The sequence below is a fragment of the Edwardsiella piscicida genome, assembly GCF_021733145.1.
In the GTDB taxonomy this organism is placed as follows: Bacteria; Pseudomonadota; Gammaproteobacteria; order Enterobacterales; family Enterobacteriaceae; genus Edwardsiella; species Edwardsiella piscicida.
Window position 1 is genome coordinate 441153 of sequence record NZ_CP090968.1, and the last position, 17277, is coordinate 458429.

Genomic DNA, 17277 nt, shown 5'->3' on the forward strand with positions numbered 1-17277 from the left:
TCCCTTGAGTGACATGGCGAAAAACCTAATTCTCTGGCTGGTCATCGCGGTCGTGCTGATGTCGGTTTTCCAGAGCTTTGGGCCCAGCGAATCAAATAGCCGTAGGGTGGACTATTCGACGTTCCTGACCGAGGTTAACCAGGATCAGGTACGCGAGGTCAGTATCGACGGGCGTGCGATTAACGTTACCAAGAAGGATGGTAACCGTTATACAACCTATATCCCGATTAACGATCCTAAACTGTTGGATTCCCTGTTAACCAAGAATGTAAAAGTGATCGGTGAGCCGCCGGAAGAGCCGAGCCTGCTGACCTCCATCTTTATCTCCTGGTTCCCGATGCTGTTGCTGATCGGGGTGTGGATCTTCTTCATGCGCCAGATGCAGGGCGGCGGCGGGAAAGGCGCCATGTCGTTCGGTAAGAGCAAGGCGCGCATGCTGACGGAAGACCAGATTAAAACCACCTTTGCCGATGTGGCCGGCTGCGATGAGGCCAAAGAGGAAGTGGGTGAGCTGGTGGAGTACCTGCGCGATCCGAGCCGTTTCCAGAAACTCGGCGGCAAGATCCCCAAGGGTATCCTGATGGTGGGGCCGCCGGGGACCGGTAAGACCCTGCTGGCTAAAGCCATTGCTGGTGAGGCCAAGGTTCCATTCTTTACCATTTCCGGCTCTGACTTTGTGGAGATGTTCGTTGGCGTCGGCGCCTCGCGCGTACGCGATATGTTCGAACAGGCCAAGAAGGCGGCACCGTGCATTATCTTTATCGATGAGATCGACGCCGTGGGTCGCCAGCGTGGCGCAGGCCTGGGCGGCGGCCACGATGAGCGTGAGCAGACCCTGAACCAGATGCTGGTCGAGATGGATGGTTTTGAGGGTAACGAGGGTATCATCGTTATCGCAGCAACCAACCGTCCGGATGTGCTGGACCCGGCGCTGCTGCGTCCCGGCCGTTTTGACCGTCAGGTGGTGGTAGGCCTGCCGGACGTGCGTGGCCGTGAGCAGATCCTGAAGGTGCATATGCGCCGCGTTCCGCTGGCGACCGATATCGACGCGTCGGTTATCGCGCGTGGTACGCCGGGCTTCTCCGGTGCCGATCTGGCTAACCTGGTCAACGAAGCGGCGCTGTTTGCCGCCCGTAACAACAAGCGCGTGGTGTCGATGGTCGAGTTCGAGAAGGCCAAAGACAAGATCATGATGGGGGCCGAGCGCCGTTCCATGGTGATGACCGAAGCGCAGAAAGAGTCGACGGCGTACCACGAGGCCGGGCATGCGATCATCGGCCGCCTGGTGCCTGAGCACGATCCGGTGCATAAGGTCACCATCATCCCGCGTGGTCGTGCGCTGGGGGTAACCTTCTTCCTGCCGCAGGGCGACTCTATCAGCTACAGTCGTCAGAAGCTGGAGAGCATGATCTCCGTGGCCTACGGCGGTCGTCTGGCTGAAGAGCTGATTTACGGCACTGAGCACGTTTCTACCGGCGCCTCGCAGGACATCAAGCAGGCGACGACGATCGCCCGTAACATGGTGACCCAATGGGGCTTCTCCGAGAAGCTGGGGCCGCTGCTGTATGCGGAAGAAGAGGGCGAGGTGTTCCTCGGTCGCTCTGTCGCCAAGACGAAGCATATGTCCGATGAGACGGCCCGCATTATCGATCAGGAAGTCAAGGCACTGATCGAGCGTAACTATCAGCGTGCCCGCCAGCTGCTGGCCGACAATATGGATATCATGCATGCTATGAAGGATGCACTGATGAAGTATGAGACTATCGATGCACCGCAGGTCGACGATCTGATGGCGCGCCGCGAAGTTCGCCCGCCGGCCGGTTGGCTGGACGAGCAGGCTAATCGCCAGGCGCAGGCCCAGCAACCGGCAGCTCAGCCTGCCGCTGCGGAGCAGGCCGCGGATAGCGACGCCGCGCGTAGCGATGACGATCGGCATAACGACGGCGAAAAGTAATTACGCCGTCGCGCATGGAAACCCCGGCTTGCCCGGGGTTTTTTTTTGCGTTCCAATAACGCATGATTTTTCTTTTGCACAGGTGTCATCGATGCTGCTTAGGTCACGTGAACTCACCCTGAATCTCAACTATCCCCAGGTGATGGGGATCCTGAACGTCACCCCCGACTCGTTTTCTGACGGAGGGCGTCATAACGCGCTGGATGCCGCGCTGCGACACGCGGAGTCGATGATCGTTGCCGGGGCGACCATCATCGATGTGGGCGGGGAGTCGACTCGGCCGGGTGCCGCCGAGGTGAGCGAGGCTGAGGAGCTGGCGCGGGTGGTGCCGGTAGTGGAGGCGCTGACGCAGCGTTTTGAGGTCTGGGTGTCGGTCGATACCTCCAAGGCGGCGGTGATCCGCGCCTGCAGCGCCGCCGGGGCCGATATGATTAACGACGTCCGTTCACTGAGCGAGCCGGGGGCGCTGGCGGCGGCGGCGGAGAGCGGCCTGCCGGTCTGTCTGATGCATATGCAGGGCGAGCCGAAGGGCATGCAGCATAGCCCCCACTACAGCGATGTGGTGGCGGAAGTGGACGCTTACCTCAGTGCGCAGATCGCGCGCTGCGTGGCCGCCGGGATCGCCCGGGAGCGGCTGTTGCTCGATCCCGGCTTTGGCTTCGGTAAGAACTTGACGCATAATTACCGCCTTCTGGCTAACCTGGCGCACTTTCATCACCACGGTCTGCCGCTATTGGTGGGAATGTCGCGTAAGTCTATGGTCGGACAGCTGCTGAATGTGCCTCCCGCGCAGCGGGTGGCGGGCAGCGTCGCCTGTGCCGTGATCGCCGCCATGCAGGGGGCGCAGATTATCCGGGTACACGACGTACGTGAAACGGTTGATGCCATGCGCGTGGTGGAAGCCACGCTTTCAGCAAAGGAATAATAAAGAGATGAGCGAACGTAAATATTTTGGTACCGATGGTATTCGCGGCAAAGTGGGCAGCAGCCCGATCACCCCGGATTTTGTTCTGAAGCTGGGCTGGGCCGCAGGTAAGGTGCTGGCGCGTCACGGCTCACGCAAGATCATCATCGGTAAGGATACCCGTATCTCCGGCTATATGCTGGAGTCCGCGCTGGAGGCTGGATTGGCGGCGGCCGGTCTGTCTGCCGCCTTTACCGGGCCGATGCCGACTCCGGCGGTGGCTTACCTGACGCGCACCTTCCGCGCCGAGGCCGGTATCGTTATTTCGGCCTCCCATAACCCGTACTACGATAACGGGATCAAGTTTTTTTCCATCGACGGTACCAAGCTGCCGGATGAGGTCGAGGCCGCGATCGAGGCCGAGCTGGATAAACCCCTGACCTGCGTGGAATCCGCTGAGCTGGGCAAGGCGAGCCGTATCGTTGACGCCGCCGGGCGCTACATCGAATTCTGCAAGAGCACCTTCCCTAACGCGCTGAGCCTGAGCGGCCTGAAGATCGTCGCCGACTGCGCCAACGGCGCCACCTATCATATTGCGCCGAACGTGCTGCGCGAGCTGGGGGCGGAGGTGATCACCATCGGCACCTCGCCGGACGGGATGAATATCAATAAAGAGTGCGGGGCGACGGATGTCCGCGCGCTGCAGGCCCGCGTCGTGGCGGAAAACGCCGATCTGGGCATGGCCTTCGATGGCGACGGCGATCGCCTGATCATGGTCGATCACCGCGGCGACAAGGTCGACGGCGATCAGATCCTGTATATCGTGGCGCGCGAGGCGCTGCGCCAGGGTAAGCTGCACGGCGGCGTGGTCGGCACCCTGATGAGCAATATGGGGCTGGAGCTAGCGCTGAAGCAGCTGGGGATCCCCTTTGCGCGCGCTAAGGTGGGCGACCGCTATGTGCTGGAGACGATGCAAGAGAAGGGATGGCGCATGGGGGCTGAAAACTCGGGCCATGTCATCATCCTCGATCAGACCACGACCGGCGATGGGATCGTCGCTGGCCTGCAGGTGCTGGCGGCGATGGCGCGTAACCATATGAGCCTGGCCGATCTGTGCAGCGGCATGACCCTGCTGCCGCAGGTGCTGATCAACGTCCGCTTTGCCGGGCAGTGCGATCCGCTGCAGGATGCCGCGGTGCAGCAGGCCTGCGCCGAGGTCGAGCGGCAGTTGGCCGGGCGAGGCCGCGTGCTGCTGCGTAAATCCGGTACCGAACCGCTGATCCGCGTCATGGTGGAGGGCGAGGATTTGCAACAGGTTACCGATCTGGCGAACGTCATTGCCGATGCGGTGAAGGCGGCCAGCTAAGGGCGAGTCGACCGGCGAAAGCTCGCTTTTGCCGGTTTTTTCTCCAATCACGTCGGCGTGGAAAATTTACCCTTGCGCCCTATGACGGCATTGGGTAGTATTCACACCCGCTTCAGTGGATGTTTTATCCATGGGTTCGATAGAAGCTTTTGACTGCGGATGGGCCGCAAGGAATCAGGTACGACTATGTATGAAGCTCTTTTGGTAATTTTCCTGCTGGTGTCTGTGGCGCTGATCGCCCTGATTATGCTGCAGCAGGGTAAAGGTGCTGACATGGGCGCTTCATTTGGCGCAGGCGCCTCAGCGACGCTGTTTGGCTCCAGCGGTACCGGTAACTTTATGACCCGTACTACGGGCATCCTGGCCACGCTGTTTTTCGTGCTGAGCCTGGTGCTGGGCAACCTGAGCGGTCATCAGAGCAAGCAAGGCAGTGAGTGGGATAACCTGGGTCAGCCTGTGAAGACTGAACAGCCTGCGACTCCGGCAGCGCCGGCTACGCCGAGCAGCGATATTCCGAACTGATCGTACCCACAGAGAGTTTTGCCATGATGCGTCAGGCGTCATGGTGCCAAAATGCCGAGGTGGTGGAATTGGTAGACACGCTACCTTGAGGTGGTAGTGCCCAATAGGGCTTACGGGTTCAAGTCCCGTCCTCGGTACCAATCCTAGATATGTTGTTTTTTCTACGCTGTTAGAGTAGAATTCGCCACGATTCGGACGCGGGGTGGAGCAGCCTGGTAGCTCGTCGGGCTCATAACCCGAAGGTCGTCGGTTCAAATCCGGCCCCCGCAACCAATTTCCTTCAGTATCTGTTTTCAAATATACTGTTAGCGCAGAGCCTCGGGCCGCGAAGTATCATTTGAAAAATATACTTGCGAGACTGGCTTCGAATCCCGCTTGGCGGTATATAGGGTCCAGTTGCATAAAGCCCCGATTATTCGGGGTTTTTTGTTATCTGACAACAGAATCACTGGGCTATAAGGCCCTTTTTTTATGTCTTGGGGGTGGGCTTGTCCACATTAGAGCAAAAGTTAACAGAGATGATTACGGCGCCGGTAGAAGCCTTGGGCTTTGAGCTGGTTGGCATTGAGTTCATCCGTGGTCGCCATTCAACGCTGCGAATCTATATCGATAGTGAAGAAGGCATCACTGTTGATAATTGTGCTGATGTTAGCCACCAGGTCAGCGCTGTTCTTGACGTAGAGGATCCAATTTCGGTCGCCTATTACCTGGAAGTCTCCTCACCGGGGATGGATCGCCCCCTGTTTACCGCCGAACATTACACCCATTTTCTGAATGAGGAAGTGACGCTGGTACTGCGGATGGCGATGCAGAACCGCCGGAAGTGGCAGGGTATCATCAAGGCGGTAGACGGCGAGATGATTACGGTCACGGTTGATGGCAAAGATGAAGTGTTCGCGCTGAGCAATGTCCAGAAAGCGAACCTGGTACCCCACTTTTAACGTTCGGATGAGGCAACTAGGATGAATAAAGAGATTCTGGCTGTTGTGGAGGCCGTTTCCAACGAAAAGGCGCTGCCGCGCGAGAAGATTTTTGAGGCGCTGGAAACCGCGCTGGCCACGGCCACCAAGAAAAAATATGAGCAAGAAATCGATGTGCGTGTCGCCATCGATCGTAAATCCGGTGACTTCGACACCTTCCGCCGCTGGCTGATCGTTGACGAAGTGACCCAGCCGACCCGTGAAATCACGCTGGATGCGGCGCGTTTTGAAGATCCGGCGCTGGATCTGGGCGACTATGTAGAAGATCAGATTGAATCAGTGACCTTCGACCGTATCACCACCCAGACCGCCAAGCAGGTTATCGTACAGAAAGTACGCGAGGCCGAGCGTGCGATGGTGGTTGATGCGTTTCGTGAGCACGAAGGCGAAATCGTCACCGGCGTAGTCAAGAAAGTTAACCGTGACAGCATCTCCCTGGATCTGGGCAACAACGCGGAAGCGGTGATTGGCCGTGAAGACATGCTGCCGCGCGAAAACTTCCGTCCGGGCGACCGCATTCGCGGCGTACTGTATGCCGTGCGTCCGGAGGCCCGTGGTGCGCAGCTGTTCGTCACCCGCTCCCGTCCGGAGATGCTGATTGAACTGTTCCGCATCGAAGTGCCGGAGATCGGCGAAGAAGTGATCGAAATCAAGGGCGCCGCGCGCGATCCGGGCTCCCGAGCCAAGATTGCCGTGAAGACCAATGATAAGCGTATCGATCCGGTCGGCGCCTGCGTTGGTATGCGCGGTGCGCGCGTGCAGGCCGTTTCCAGCGAGCTGGGCGGCGAGCGTATCGATATCGTGCTGTGGGATGATAATCCGGCGCAGTTCGTCATTAACGCCATGGCGCCTGCCGACGTTGCATCCATCGTGGTGGACGAAGACAAGCACACCATGGATATCGCTGTAGAGGCCTCCAACCTGGCTCAGGCCATCGGCCGTAACGGTCAGAACGTTCGTCTGGCGTCTCAGCTGAGCGGCTGGGAGCTGAACGTGATGACGGCGGAGGATCTGCAGGCTAAGCACCAGGCGGAAGCCCATGCGGCCATTGATACCTTCACCAAGCATCTGGATATCGATGAAGAGTTCGCTACGCTGCTGGTCGAGGAAGGCTTCTCCACGCTGGAAGAGCTGGCCTACGTACCGGAGCGCGAGCTGCTGTCCATCGATGGTCTGGATGAAGAGACCGTCGAGGCGCTGCGCACCCGTGCCAAGAACGCGCTGACGACGCTGGCGCTGGCGCAGGAAGAGAGCCTGGGCGACAACAAACCGGCGGACGATCTGCTCAATCTGCCGGGGATGGAACGCAGCGTGGCCTTTAAGCTGGCCGCACGCGGTGTATGCACGCTGGAAGATCTTGCCGAGCAGGGTGTCGACGACCTGACCGATATTGAAGGCCTGAACAATGAACAGGCGGGCGAGCTGATTATGGCTGCGCGTAATATCTGTTGGTTTGGCGATAGTGAATAATGAACTGTAGCAGGAAGGAACAGCATGGCAGAAGTAACGGTAAAATCACTGGCAGCAGAGATCCAAACTTCGGTTGAGCGCCTGGTACAGCAGCTGGCTGACGCAGGCATTAATAAATCACCCGACGACTCTGTGAGCCCCCAGGAACGCGAAGCGCTGCTGGCTCATTTAAACCGTGAGCACGGCGGATCTTCCGGTAAACTGACGCTGCAGCGTAAAACCCGCAGCACGCTGAGTGTCCCGGGCACCGGCGGCAAAAGCAAGTCAGTGCAGATTGAAGTCCGTAAAAAGCGCACCTATGTGAAGAGCGACGCGGCGGCCCAGCAGGCGGAAGCCGAGGCATTGGCGAAGCGCGAAGCGGAAGAACAGGCGAAACGCGAGGCAGAAGAGCAGACACAGCGCGAGATGGCCGAACAGGCCAAGCGTGAAGCTGCAGAGCAGGCCAAGCGTCAACAAGAAGAACAAGCCAAACGTGAGGCCGCTGAAAAAGCTAAGCGTGAAGCAGCGGAAAAAGAAAAAGTGACTAACCAACATATCGACGAAAAAACTAAAGCTGCGCAGGCGGAAAAGGCCAAGCGCGAAGCTGAAGCCGCTGAACTGAAACGCAAGGCTGAAGAAGAAGCGCGCCGCAAGCTGGAAGAAGACGCCCGTAAGGTGGCTGAAGAAGCCCGCCGTATGGCCGAAGCTAACGAAGGCAAGTGGACCGAAAACGCCAGCGAAGAAGATAACAGCGATTACCACGTGACCACCTCTCATCACGCGCGCGAAGCGGAAGATGAGAACGATCGCCAGGTTGAAGGCGATCGTCGTGCACGCGGTCGCGGTGGCAAAGCGGCTAAGCAGAAGAAAGGCAGCAAGCTGTCTGAGTCTAAGGCCGATCGCGAAGAGGCCCGTGCGGTCAACCGCGGCGGTAAAGGCGGTAAGCGCAAGCCGAGCTCGCTGCAGCAGGGCTTTACCAAACCGGCCCAGGCGGTTAACCGCGACGTGGTGATCGGTGAAACCATCACCGTGGCCGAACTGGCCAACAAGATGGCGGTGAAGGGTTCCCAGGTTATCAAGTCGATGATGAAGATGGGCGCAATGGCGACCATCAACCAGGTTATCGATCAGGAAACCGCTCAGATGGTCGCTGAAGAGATGGGCCACAAGGTAATCCTGCGTCGTGAGAACGAGCTGGAAGAGGCGGTGCTGAACGATCGTGATACCGGCGCAGCGGCTGAGCCGCGTGCACCGGTCGTGACCATCATGGGCCACGTTGACCACGGTAAAACCTCTCTGCTGGACTACATCCGCTCCACCAAGGTGGCGGCAGGCGAAGCCGGCGGTATTACCCAGCACATCGGTGCGTATCACGTACAGACCGATAACGGCATGATCACCTTCCTGGATACCCCGGGGCACGCCGCGTTTACCGCAATGCGTGCGCGTGGCGCCCAGGCGACCGACATCGTCGTGCTGGTAGTGGCTGCCGATGACGGCGTGATGCCGCAGACCATCGAAGCGATCCAGCATGCCAAAGCCGCCGGCGTTCCGCTGGTGGTGGCGGTGAACAAGATCGATAAGCCGGAAGCCGATCCGGATCGCGTGAAGAATGAGCTGTCCCAGTACGGCGTTATGCCGGAAGATTGGGGCGGTGAAGCTCAGTTCGTCCACGTATCTGCCAAGGCCGGTACCGGGATCGATGACCTGCTGGACGCCATCCTGCTGCAGGCTGAAGTACTGGAGCTGAAAGCGGTACGTAACGGCATGGCCAGCGGCGTGGTGATCGAGTCCTTCCTGGATAAGGGCCGTGGTCCGGTCGCGACGGTGCTGGTACGTGAAGGTACCCTGCACAAGGGCGATATCGTTCTGTGTGGCTTTGAGTATGGCCGCGTGCGCGCCATGCGTGACGAACTGGGCCGTGAAATCACGGAAGCCGGTCCGTCCATTCCGGTTGAGATCCTCGGGATGTCCGGTGTGCCGGCGGCCGGTGATGAAGCGACCGTGGTGCGTGACGAGAAGAAAGCCCGTGAAGTGGCGCTGTACCGTCAGGGCAAGTTCCGCGAAGTGAAGCTGGCGCGTCAGCAGAAAGCCAAGCTGGAGAACATGTTCTCCAACATGGTGGAAGGCGAAGTGTCCGAGCTGAATATCGTGCTGAAAGCCGACGTTCAGGGCTCTGTCGAGGCGATTGCCGACTCTCTGCGCAAGCTGTCTACCGACGAAGTGAAGGTGAAGATCGTGGGCTCTGGCGTAGGTGGTATCACCGAAACCGATGCGACCTTGGCCGCGGCGTCCAACGCCATTCTGCTGGGCTTCAACGTCCGTGCCGACGCCTCTGCCCGCCGCGTGGTGGAAGCCGAGAACCTGGATCTGCGCTACTACTCCGTGATCTATGATCTGATCGACGAAGTTAAGCAGGCGATGAGCGGTATGCTGGCGCCGGAGTACAAGCAGGAGATCATTGGCCTGGCGGAAGTTCGCGATGTGTTCAAGTCACCGAAGTTTGGCGCTATCGCCGGCTGTATGGTGACCGAGGGCGTAGTCAAACGTCACAGCCCGATCCGTGTTCTGCGCGAGAACGTGGTTATCTACGAAGGCGAGCTGGAATCCCTGCGTCGCTTCAAGGATGACGTCAACGAAGTGCGTAACGGCATGGAGTGTGGTATCGGCGTGAAGAACTACAACGACGTCCGTCCGGGCGACGTGATCGAAGTCTTCGAGACCATCGAAGTGAAACGCTCTATCGACTAAGTCTGTCGCACCGCCCGCGTCGGGCGGTGATATGCGTTACAACAGCATAAGCTAATCGGGGGGCTCTGGCCCCCCTGTTTGTCTGGAGAAACTATCATGGCAAGAGAATTTAGCCGTACTCAGCGCGTGGCGCAGGAAATGCAGAAAGAGATCGCCATTATCCTGCAGCGTGAGGTCAAAGATCCGCGGGTTGGCATGGCGACGGTATCCGGCGTCGAAGTCTCACGCGATCTGGCCTATACCAAGGTGTTTGTCACCTTTTTGAACGACGGTGAGCCGGAGACGGTAAAAGCCGGTCTGAAGGCGCTGCAGGATGCGTCCGGTTTTATCCGTATGCTGCTGGGCAAAGCGATGCGTCTGCGCGTGGTGCCGGAGCTGACGTTTGCCTATGACGCCTCGCTGGTTGAGGGGATGCGCATGTCCAATCTGGTGAGCAACGTGGTGAAAGACGATGAGGCGCGCCGCACCGCCGCCGATCGTGATGAGGAGGCGTAATGTCTCGACCCCGTCGCCGCGGCCGCGATATTAACGGCGTCCTGCTGCTGGATAAAGGGCAGGGGATGTCCTCTAACGATGTGCTGCAGAAGGTAAAGCGCATCTATAACGCCAACAAGGCGGGGCATACCGGTGCGCTGGATCCGCTGGCGACCGGGATGCTGCCGATTTGCCTGGGCGAAGCGACCAAGTTTTCTCAGTTTTTGCTGGATGCCGACAAGCGCTATCGTGTCATCGCCCGCCTGGGGCAGCGTACCGATACCTCTGACGCCGATGGTCAGGTGGTGTGTGAGCGACCGCTGAGCTTTAGCGAGGCCGAGCTGGCGCAGGCGCTGGAAGGGTTCCGCGGCCCTGGCCGCCAGGTGCCCTCCATGTACTCGGCGCTCAAGTACCAGGGGCGCCCGCTGTACGAATATGCCCGCCAGGGGATCGACGTGCCGCGCGAATCGCGTGAGATCACGGTGTTTGAGCTGCGCTTTATCCGCTGGGAAGGGGATGAGCTGGAGCTGGAGATCCACTGCTCCAAGGGCACCTATATTCGCACTATCATCGACGATCTGGGCGAAGTGCTCGGCTGCGGCGCGCACGTTATCTATCTGCGGCGTCTGCAGGTTTCCGGCTATCCGAGCGAGCGGATGGTTACGCTGGAGCAGCTGCAGGCGCTGTTGGCGCAGGCGCAGCAGCAAGAGCGCGATCCTCGCCTGCTGCTCGATCCGCTGCTGCTGCCGATGGATACGGCCGCCGCGCACCTGCCGGAGGTGAATCTGTCGGAGATCGTCGCTGGCTATGTACAGCTGGGGCAGCCGGTACAGACGCCGGACCTGCCGCAAAGCGGAATGGTGCGCATCAGCGTCGGGGCTGCGCACCGCTTTATCGGCGTCGGCGAAGTGGACGATCAGGGGCGCCTGGCGCCGCGTCGTATGGTGGTGGAGTCGCGCCTCTCCGAGGACGATCCGACCTGAGATTTTCGGCGTGCCAACCGCGCTCAGAATCGGCTGATTTCTTGCCAATGAGCGGGGTGCAGAGTAGAATGGCGCGGCTTATACATTGGGTTGCTGAATTAGAGATCGGCGCCCGTTTTTTTAAACTTTTCAAATTTGGAGTTCTATAATGTCTCTAAGCGTTGAAGCGAAAGCTAAAATCGTTGCTGAGTTCGGTCGTGATGCCAACGACAGCGGTTCCACCGAAGTGCAGGTTGCACTGCTGACCGCGCAGATTAACCATCTGCAGGGCCACTTTGCTGAGCACAAAAAAGATCACCACAGCCGTCGTGGTCTGCTGCGCATGGTTTCCCAGCGTCGTAAGCTGCTGGACTACCTGAAGCGTAAAGATGTAGCACGTTACTCCAGCCTGATCGAGCGTCTGGGTCTGCGTCGCTAATCTAACGATTTTCTGAAGCAAAGGGGCCAACGTTGGCCCCTTTCTTCTAGGAAGCAATGGCAAATCAGGTTAATGTATTGTCGTTGCAGATAAAAAGGGTGTAGCCGGCGTCTTGTTACAGAGGTTCGCGCGGCTAATGCAAGCCGCCGTCTGGGACGGCGCTTTGCATTAGTCGCGAGAATGTGGCAACGCCTCCGGTTATATGAAGGCACCGTTCCGCAGGGGCGGTGCGCGATTGATACAAGGAAAATGACTTTGTTAACGCCAACCGTTCGCAAATTCCAATACGGCCAGCATACCGTTACGCTGGAAACCGGCATGATGGCCCGCCAGGCCACCGCAGCCGTGATGGTTACCATGGATGACACCGCGGTATTCGTTACCGTGGTGGGGGCGAAAAAAGCCCGTGAAGGTCAGGACTTCTTCCCGCTGACCGTTAACTACCAGGAGCGCGCCTACGCGGCCGGTCGTTTCCCCGGCGGCTTCTTCCGCCGTGAAGGCCGTCCGGGTGAAGGTGAGACCCTGACCGCGCGTCTGATCGACCGTCCGATCCGTCCGCTGTTCCCGGAAGGCTTCCTCAATGAGGTGCAGGTCGTTGCGACCGTGGTTTCCGTGAACCCGCAGGTCAGCCCGGATATCGTGGCGATGATCGGCGCATCCGCCGCGCTGAGCCTGTCTGGGATCCCGTTCAACGGCCCGATCGGCGCCGCTCGCGTAGGTTACATCAACGATCAGTACGTGCTGAACCCGACCATGGATGAGCTTAAGCAGAGCCGTCTGGACCTGGTGGTAGCCGGTACTGATAACGCCGTGCTGATGGTGGAATCTGAAGCCGATCTGCTCAGCGAAGATCAGATGCTGGGCGCGGTGGTCTTCGGCCACGATCAGCAGCAGGTTGTGATTGAAAATATTAAGGCGCTGGCGGCTGAAGTCGGTAAACCGCGCTGGGAATGGCATGCGCCGGAAGTGAACGTTGCGCTGCAGCACCGCGTGGCCGAGATGGCCGAAGCCCGCCTGGGTGAAGCCTATCACATCACTGAAAAGCAGGCCCGCTACGCGAAAGTTGACGAGATCAAAGAATCCGTCATCGTCGATCTGCTGGCAGAAGACGATGCGCTGGATGCCGGTGAGATCAGCGACATCCTGGGTGCGCTGGAGAAAGCCGTGGTGCGTGGCCGCGTTCTGCGCGGTGAGCCGCGTATCGATGGCCGTGAGAAGGACATGATCCGTGCGCTGGACGTACGTACCGGCGTGCTGCCGCGTACCCACGGCTCTGCGCTGTTTACCCGCGGTGAAACGCAGGCGCTGGTGACGGCGACCCTGGGTACCGAGCGCGACGCACAGAACATCGATGAGCTGACCGGCGAGCGTACTGACCGTTTCCTGCTACACTATAACTTCCCGCCGTACTCCGTCGGTGAAACCGGGATGATGGGCTCACCGAAGCGCCGTGAAATCGGCCATGGCCGTCTGGCTAAGCGCGGTGTGCTGGCGGTAATGCCGTCTCAGGATGCGTTCCCGTACACGGTGCGTGTGGTCTCTGAAATCACTGAATCCAACGGTTCCTCTTCTATGGCCTCTGTCTGCGGTGCCTCTCTGGCGCTGATGGACGCCGGTGTGCCGATCAAAGCCGCCGTGGCTGGTATCGCCATGGGTCTGGTGAAAGAGCAGGATAACTTTGTCGTTCTGTCTGACATCCTGGGTGACGAAGACCACCTGGGTGATATGGACTTTAAAGTGGCCGGTAGCCGCGACGGCGTGACCGCGCTGCAGATGGATATTAAGATCGAAGGCATCACCCGCGAGATCATGCAGGTTGCCCTGAACCAGGCCAAGGGTGCGCGTCTGCATATCCTGGGTGTGATGGAGCAGGCGATCAATGCACCGCGCGGCGATATCTCCGAGTTCGCACCGCGTATCCATACCATTAAGATCAATCCTGAGAAAATCAAGGACGTGATCGGTAAGGGCGGCTCTGTGATCCGTGCGCTGACGGAAGAGACCGGCACCACCATCGAAATCGAAGATGACGGTACCGTTAAGATCGCAGCGACCGACGGTGATAAGGCAAAACACGCCATTCGCCGTATCGAAGAGATCACCGCCGAGATCGAAGTTGGCCGTATCTATCAGGGTAAAGTGACCCGTATCGTTGACTTTGGCGCCTTTGTGGCCATTGGCGGCGGTAAAGAAGGTCTGGTTCATATTTCTCAGATCGCCGACAAGCGCGTAGAGAAAGTGACCGACTACCTGCAGATGGGTCAGGAAGTGGCTGTTAAGGTGCTGGAAGTCGACCGTCAGGGTCGCGTACGTCTGAGCATCAAGGAAGCCAACGCCAGCGCAGCTGCGGGTCAGGACGCACCGGCTGACGCAGAGTAATCTCGTTGGTATTACGGCTTCCCGTTTTCGGGAAGCCGTTTGTTACGCTATCGCCGGATGTGGTGGCACGTTGATGGATGATAGGATGTTTATCCGTGTTGGTCTTCGGGAGTTGGGAAATGAAGCCTATCTTGCGCTGGTGTTATGTTGCGACAGCAATTCTGTTGGCAGGATGCAGCAACGCTGATTGGCGCCAAAACGAAGTACTGGCCATTCCTTTGCAGCCGTCGCTGCAGCAGGAAGTAATGCTTGCGCGCATGGAGCAGATCCTTGCCAGCCGAGCATTAACGGATGATGAACGCGCACAGCTTCTCTATGAGCGCGGAGTACTGTATGATAGTCTCGGACTGAGGGCATTAGCGCGTAATGATTTTTCGCAGGCGCTGGCCATTCGTCCTGATATGCCAGAGGTTTTTAACTATCTGGGTATTTATTTAACGCAGGCGGGCAACTTTGATGCCGCCTATGAAGCGTTTGATTCTGTACTAGAGCTTGATCCAACTTACAGCTATGCGCGTTTAAATCGCGGTATTGCCCTCTATTACGGCGGGCGGTATTCGCTAGCGCAAGATGATCTGCAGGCGTTTTATCAAGACGATCCCAACGATCCGTTCCGGTCGTTATGGCTTTACCTGGCTGAGCGTGAGCTTAACCAGGAGCAGGCGCTTACGGCGCTGAGCCAGCGCTACAATAAAGCGAACCGGAGTCAATGGGGATGGAATATTGTCGAATTCTACCTGGGCAAAATCAGCGAGAAAACGCTGATGGAACGTTTACAGGCAGATGCAACGGATAACACTTCGCTCGCTGAGCATCTCAGTGAAACTGACTTCTATTTAGGTAAACATTACCTGAGTCTGGGGGAAAAGAGCAGTGCTTCTGCATTGTTCAAACTGACGGTGGCCAACAACGTTCATAACTTTGTTGAGAACCGTTACGCACTGTTGGAATTGGCCCGCTTGGGTCAAGAGCAAGACGACATACCAGAATCGGACCAGCAATAAGCTGACGGGCATTTATATCCTTAAATCATTGATTTAATCGTCCTAACGGGCGAGGTTTTTTTGTTCGTCATTTCATCTAATTTGAGCCGGTTCACACTTTTCAATGAAAAATGTTGTTCGTTTTCTAGACGAGTTATGCAGACTGGCCGCCATTGCATATGAGGCACGTTTACATGGCTGAGTTCGAAACTACTTTTGCTGACCTGGGGTTAGCTGCACCTATTATTGAAGCCCTGAATGATTTGGGCTATGAGAAGCCGTCACCGATTCAGGCGGCCTGTATTCCTCACCTGCTGAACGGGCGCGACGTGCTGGGCATGGCGCAGACCGGCAGCGGTAAAACGGCGGCGTTCTCTCTGCCGCTGCTGAACAATATCGATCCGTCGTTGAAAGCACCGCAGGTACTGGTGCTGGCGCCGACCCGTGAGCTGGCGGTACAGGTTGCTGAAGCTATGGCGGATTTTTCTAAGCATATGCACGGCATCAACGTGGTCGCCCTGTACGGTGGCCAGCGCTATGACGTTCAGCTGCGCGCCCTGCGTCAGGGGCCGCAGATCGTGGTCGGTACGCCGGGCCGTCTGCTGGATCACCTGAAGCGCGGTACGCTGAGCCTGACCAGCCTGCGTGGCCTGGTGCTGGATGAAGCCGACGAAATGCTGCGTATGGGCTTTATTGAAGACGTTGAGACCATCATGGCGCAGATCCCGGCGGAGCATCAGACCGCTCTGTTTTCTGCCACCATGCCGGAGGCTATCCGTCGTATTACTCGTCGCTTTATGAATGAGCCGCAGGAAGTGCGCATTCAGTCCAGCGTGACGACCCGCCCAGACATCAGCCAGAGCTACTGGACGGTGTATGGGATGCGTAAAAACGAAGCGCTGGTGCGTTTCCTGGAAGCGGAAGACTTTGATGCGGCGATCATCTTCGTGCGCACCAAGAATGCCACCCTGGAAGTGGCCGAAGCGCTGGAGCGTAACGGCTACAGCAGCGCGGCGCTGAACGGCGACATGAACCAGGCGCTGCGTGAGCAGACCCTGGAGCGTCTGAAAGACGGTCGTCTGGATATCCTGATTGCGACCGACGTGGCTGCCCGTGGCCTGGACGTCGATCGCATCAGCCTGGTCGTTAACTACGATATCCCGATGGATGCCGAATCCTACGTGCACCGTATCGGTCGTACCGGCCGCGCCGGCCGTGCCGGTCGTGCGCTGCTGTTCGTTGATAACCGTGAGCGTCGTCTGCTGCGCAACATTGAGCGCACCATGAAGCTGACCATTCCGGAAGTCGAACTGCCGAACGCCGAGCTGCTCAGCACTCGCCGTCTGGCCAAGTTTGCCGCCCGTGTTCAGCAGCAGCTGGAGAGCAGCGATCTGGATCAGTACCGTGCGTTGCTGGCTAAGCTGCAGCCGGAAGACGAGCAGGATATGGAAACGCTGGCCGCTGCGCTGCTGAAGATGGCGCAGGGCGAACGTCCGCTGATCCTGCCGCCGGACCCGGTTGTTGAGCGTCGTCCGCGTCGTGAATTCCGCGAGCGTGATGAGCGCGGTGGCGATCGCTTCGCCCGTCGCGAGCGCGATGAGCGCGGCGGCGATCGTCCGCGTCGCGAGCGTCGCGAAGTCGGTGATATGGAGCTGTATCGCATCGAAGTGGGTCGTGACGATGGCGTTGAAGTTCGTCATATCGTGGGTGCTATCGCTAACGAAGGCGATATCAGCAGCCGCTATATTGGCAACATTCGTCTGTTCGGTTCGCACTCCACCATCGAGCTGCCGAAAGGCATGCCGGGCGATCTGCTGACGCACTTTACCCGTACCCGCATCCTGAACAAGCCGATGAACATGCAGCTGATCGGTGATGCGCCGGCGCGTGAGCAGCGTCGCGAGCGCAGCGGCGAACGTGGTGGTGAGCGTCGCAGCTTCGGTGGCCGCGACGGCGGTCGTGATGGCGATCGCCGCAGCTTTGGCGGTCAGCGTCGTTTCTCTGACGATCGCCGCGGCGATCGCGGGTTCAATCGCGATAGTCGTAGCACCCGCTCAGACGACAACGGCCACAGCCGTCGCCGTTTTAACGATGCGTAATCGGCAGCGATAAGC

The 17277-nt window shown here is 58.6% G+C and carries 14 protein-coding genes and 2 tRNA genes; all 16 read left to right on the top strand.

The window, feature by feature from the left end:
* The first annotated feature begins 13 nt into the window (after positions 1–13).
* Complete coding sequence (gene ftsH / locus L1P05_RS01980; protein WP_012847273.1) at positions 14–1954, top strand: ATP-dependent zinc metalloprotease FtsH; 1941 nt, start codon at positions 14–16, stop codon at positions 1952–1954.
* A 91-nt stretch (positions 1955–2045) separates the two neighbouring features.
* Positions 2046–2879: a dihydropteroate synthase gene (folP, locus tag L1P05_RS01985; protein ID WP_012847274.1), complete on the top strand. Its 834-nt coding sequence runs from the start codon at positions 2046–2048 to the stop codon at positions 2877–2879.
* Positions 2880–2886: 7 nt separating this feature from the next.
* The gene (glmM, locus tag L1P05_RS01990; protein ID WP_012847275.1) at positions 2887–4224 is read left to right on the top strand and encodes a phosphoglucosamine mutase; all 1338 of its coding nucleotides are present in this window, start codon (positions 2887–2889) and stop codon (positions 4222–4224) included.
* Positions 4225–4410: 186 nt separating this feature from the next.
* Positions 4411–4746, top strand: a complete 336-nt coding sequence (gene secG, locus L1P05_RS01995; RefSeq protein WP_012847276.1) for a preprotein translocase subunit SecG — start codon at positions 4411–4413, stop codon at positions 4744–4746.
* Positions 4747–4799: 53 nt separating this feature from the next.
* A tRNA-Leu gene (locus L1P05_RS02000) sits at positions 4800–4886 on the top strand.
* Between the two features lie 56 nt (positions 4887–4942).
* Positions 4943–5019 (top strand) — tRNA-Met (locus L1P05_RS02005).
* 215 nt (positions 5020–5234) lie between these two features.
* The gene (gene rimP, locus L1P05_RS02010; protein ID WP_015460817.1) at positions 5235–5687 is read left to right on the top strand and encodes a ribosome maturation factor RimP; all 453 of its coding nucleotides are present in this window, start codon (positions 5235–5237) and stop codon (positions 5685–5687) included.
* A 21-nt stretch (positions 5688–5708) separates the two neighbouring features.
* The gene (nusA, locus tag L1P05_RS02015; RefSeq protein WP_012847278.1) at positions 5709–7196 is read left to right on the top strand and encodes a transcription termination factor NusA; all 1488 of its coding nucleotides are present in this window, start codon (positions 5709–5711) and stop codon (positions 7194–7196) included.
* A gap of 24 nt (positions 7197–7220) precedes the next feature.
* On the top strand, positions 7221–9926 hold the full coding sequence (infB, locus tag L1P05_RS02020; RefSeq protein ID WP_012847279.1) for a translation initiation factor IF-2: 2706 nt from the start codon (positions 7221–7223) through the stop codon (positions 9924–9926).
* Between the two features lie 96 nt (positions 9927–10022).
* The gene (gene rbfA / locus L1P05_RS02025; protein WP_012847280.1) at positions 10023–10421 is read left to right on the top strand and encodes a 30S ribosome-binding factor RbfA; all 399 of its coding nucleotides are present in this window, start codon (positions 10023–10025) and stop codon (positions 10419–10421) included.
* Positions 10421–11383: a tRNA pseudouridine(55) synthase TruB gene (gene truB, locus L1P05_RS02030; protein ID WP_012847281.1), complete on the top strand. Its 963-nt coding sequence runs from the start codon at positions 10421–10423 to the stop codon at positions 11381–11383. Before rbfA ends, truB begins: the two co-directional genes overlap by 1 nt.
* A gap of 148 nt (positions 11384–11531) precedes the next feature.
* Positions 11532–11801, top strand: coding sequence for a 30S ribosomal protein S15 (gene rpsO, locus L1P05_RS02035; protein WP_005281373.1), 270 nt, complete (start codon positions 11532–11534; stop codon positions 11799–11801).
* A gap of 255 nt (positions 11802–12056) precedes the next feature.
* The gene (gene pnp / locus L1P05_RS02040) at positions 12057–14180 is read left to right on the top strand and encodes a polyribonucleotide nucleotidyltransferase (RefSeq protein ID WP_012847282.1); all 2124 of its coding nucleotides are present in this window, start codon (positions 12057–12059) and stop codon (positions 14178–14180) included.
* 119 nt (positions 14181–14299) lie between these two features.
* On the top strand, positions 14300–15184 hold the full coding sequence (nlpI, locus tag L1P05_RS02045; protein WP_012847283.1) for a lipoprotein NlpI: 885 nt from the start codon (positions 14300–14302) through the stop codon (positions 15182–15184).
* A 103-nt stretch (positions 15185–15287) separates the two neighbouring features.
* Entirely contained in the window at positions 15288–15365 is a 78-nt protein-coding gene (yrbN, locus tag L1P05_RS17550; protein WP_109579756.1) for a protein YrbN, read from the top strand.
* The gene (locus L1P05_RS02050) at positions 15358–17262 is read left to right on the top strand and encodes a DEAD/DEAH family ATP-dependent RNA helicase (protein ID WP_012847284.1); all 1905 of its coding nucleotides are present in this window, start codon (positions 15358–15360) and stop codon (positions 17260–17262) included. The genes yrbN and L1P05_RS02050 overlap by 8 nt, the downstream gene beginning before the upstream one ends.
* The last annotated feature ends 15 nt before the right edge of the window (positions 17263–17277 follow it).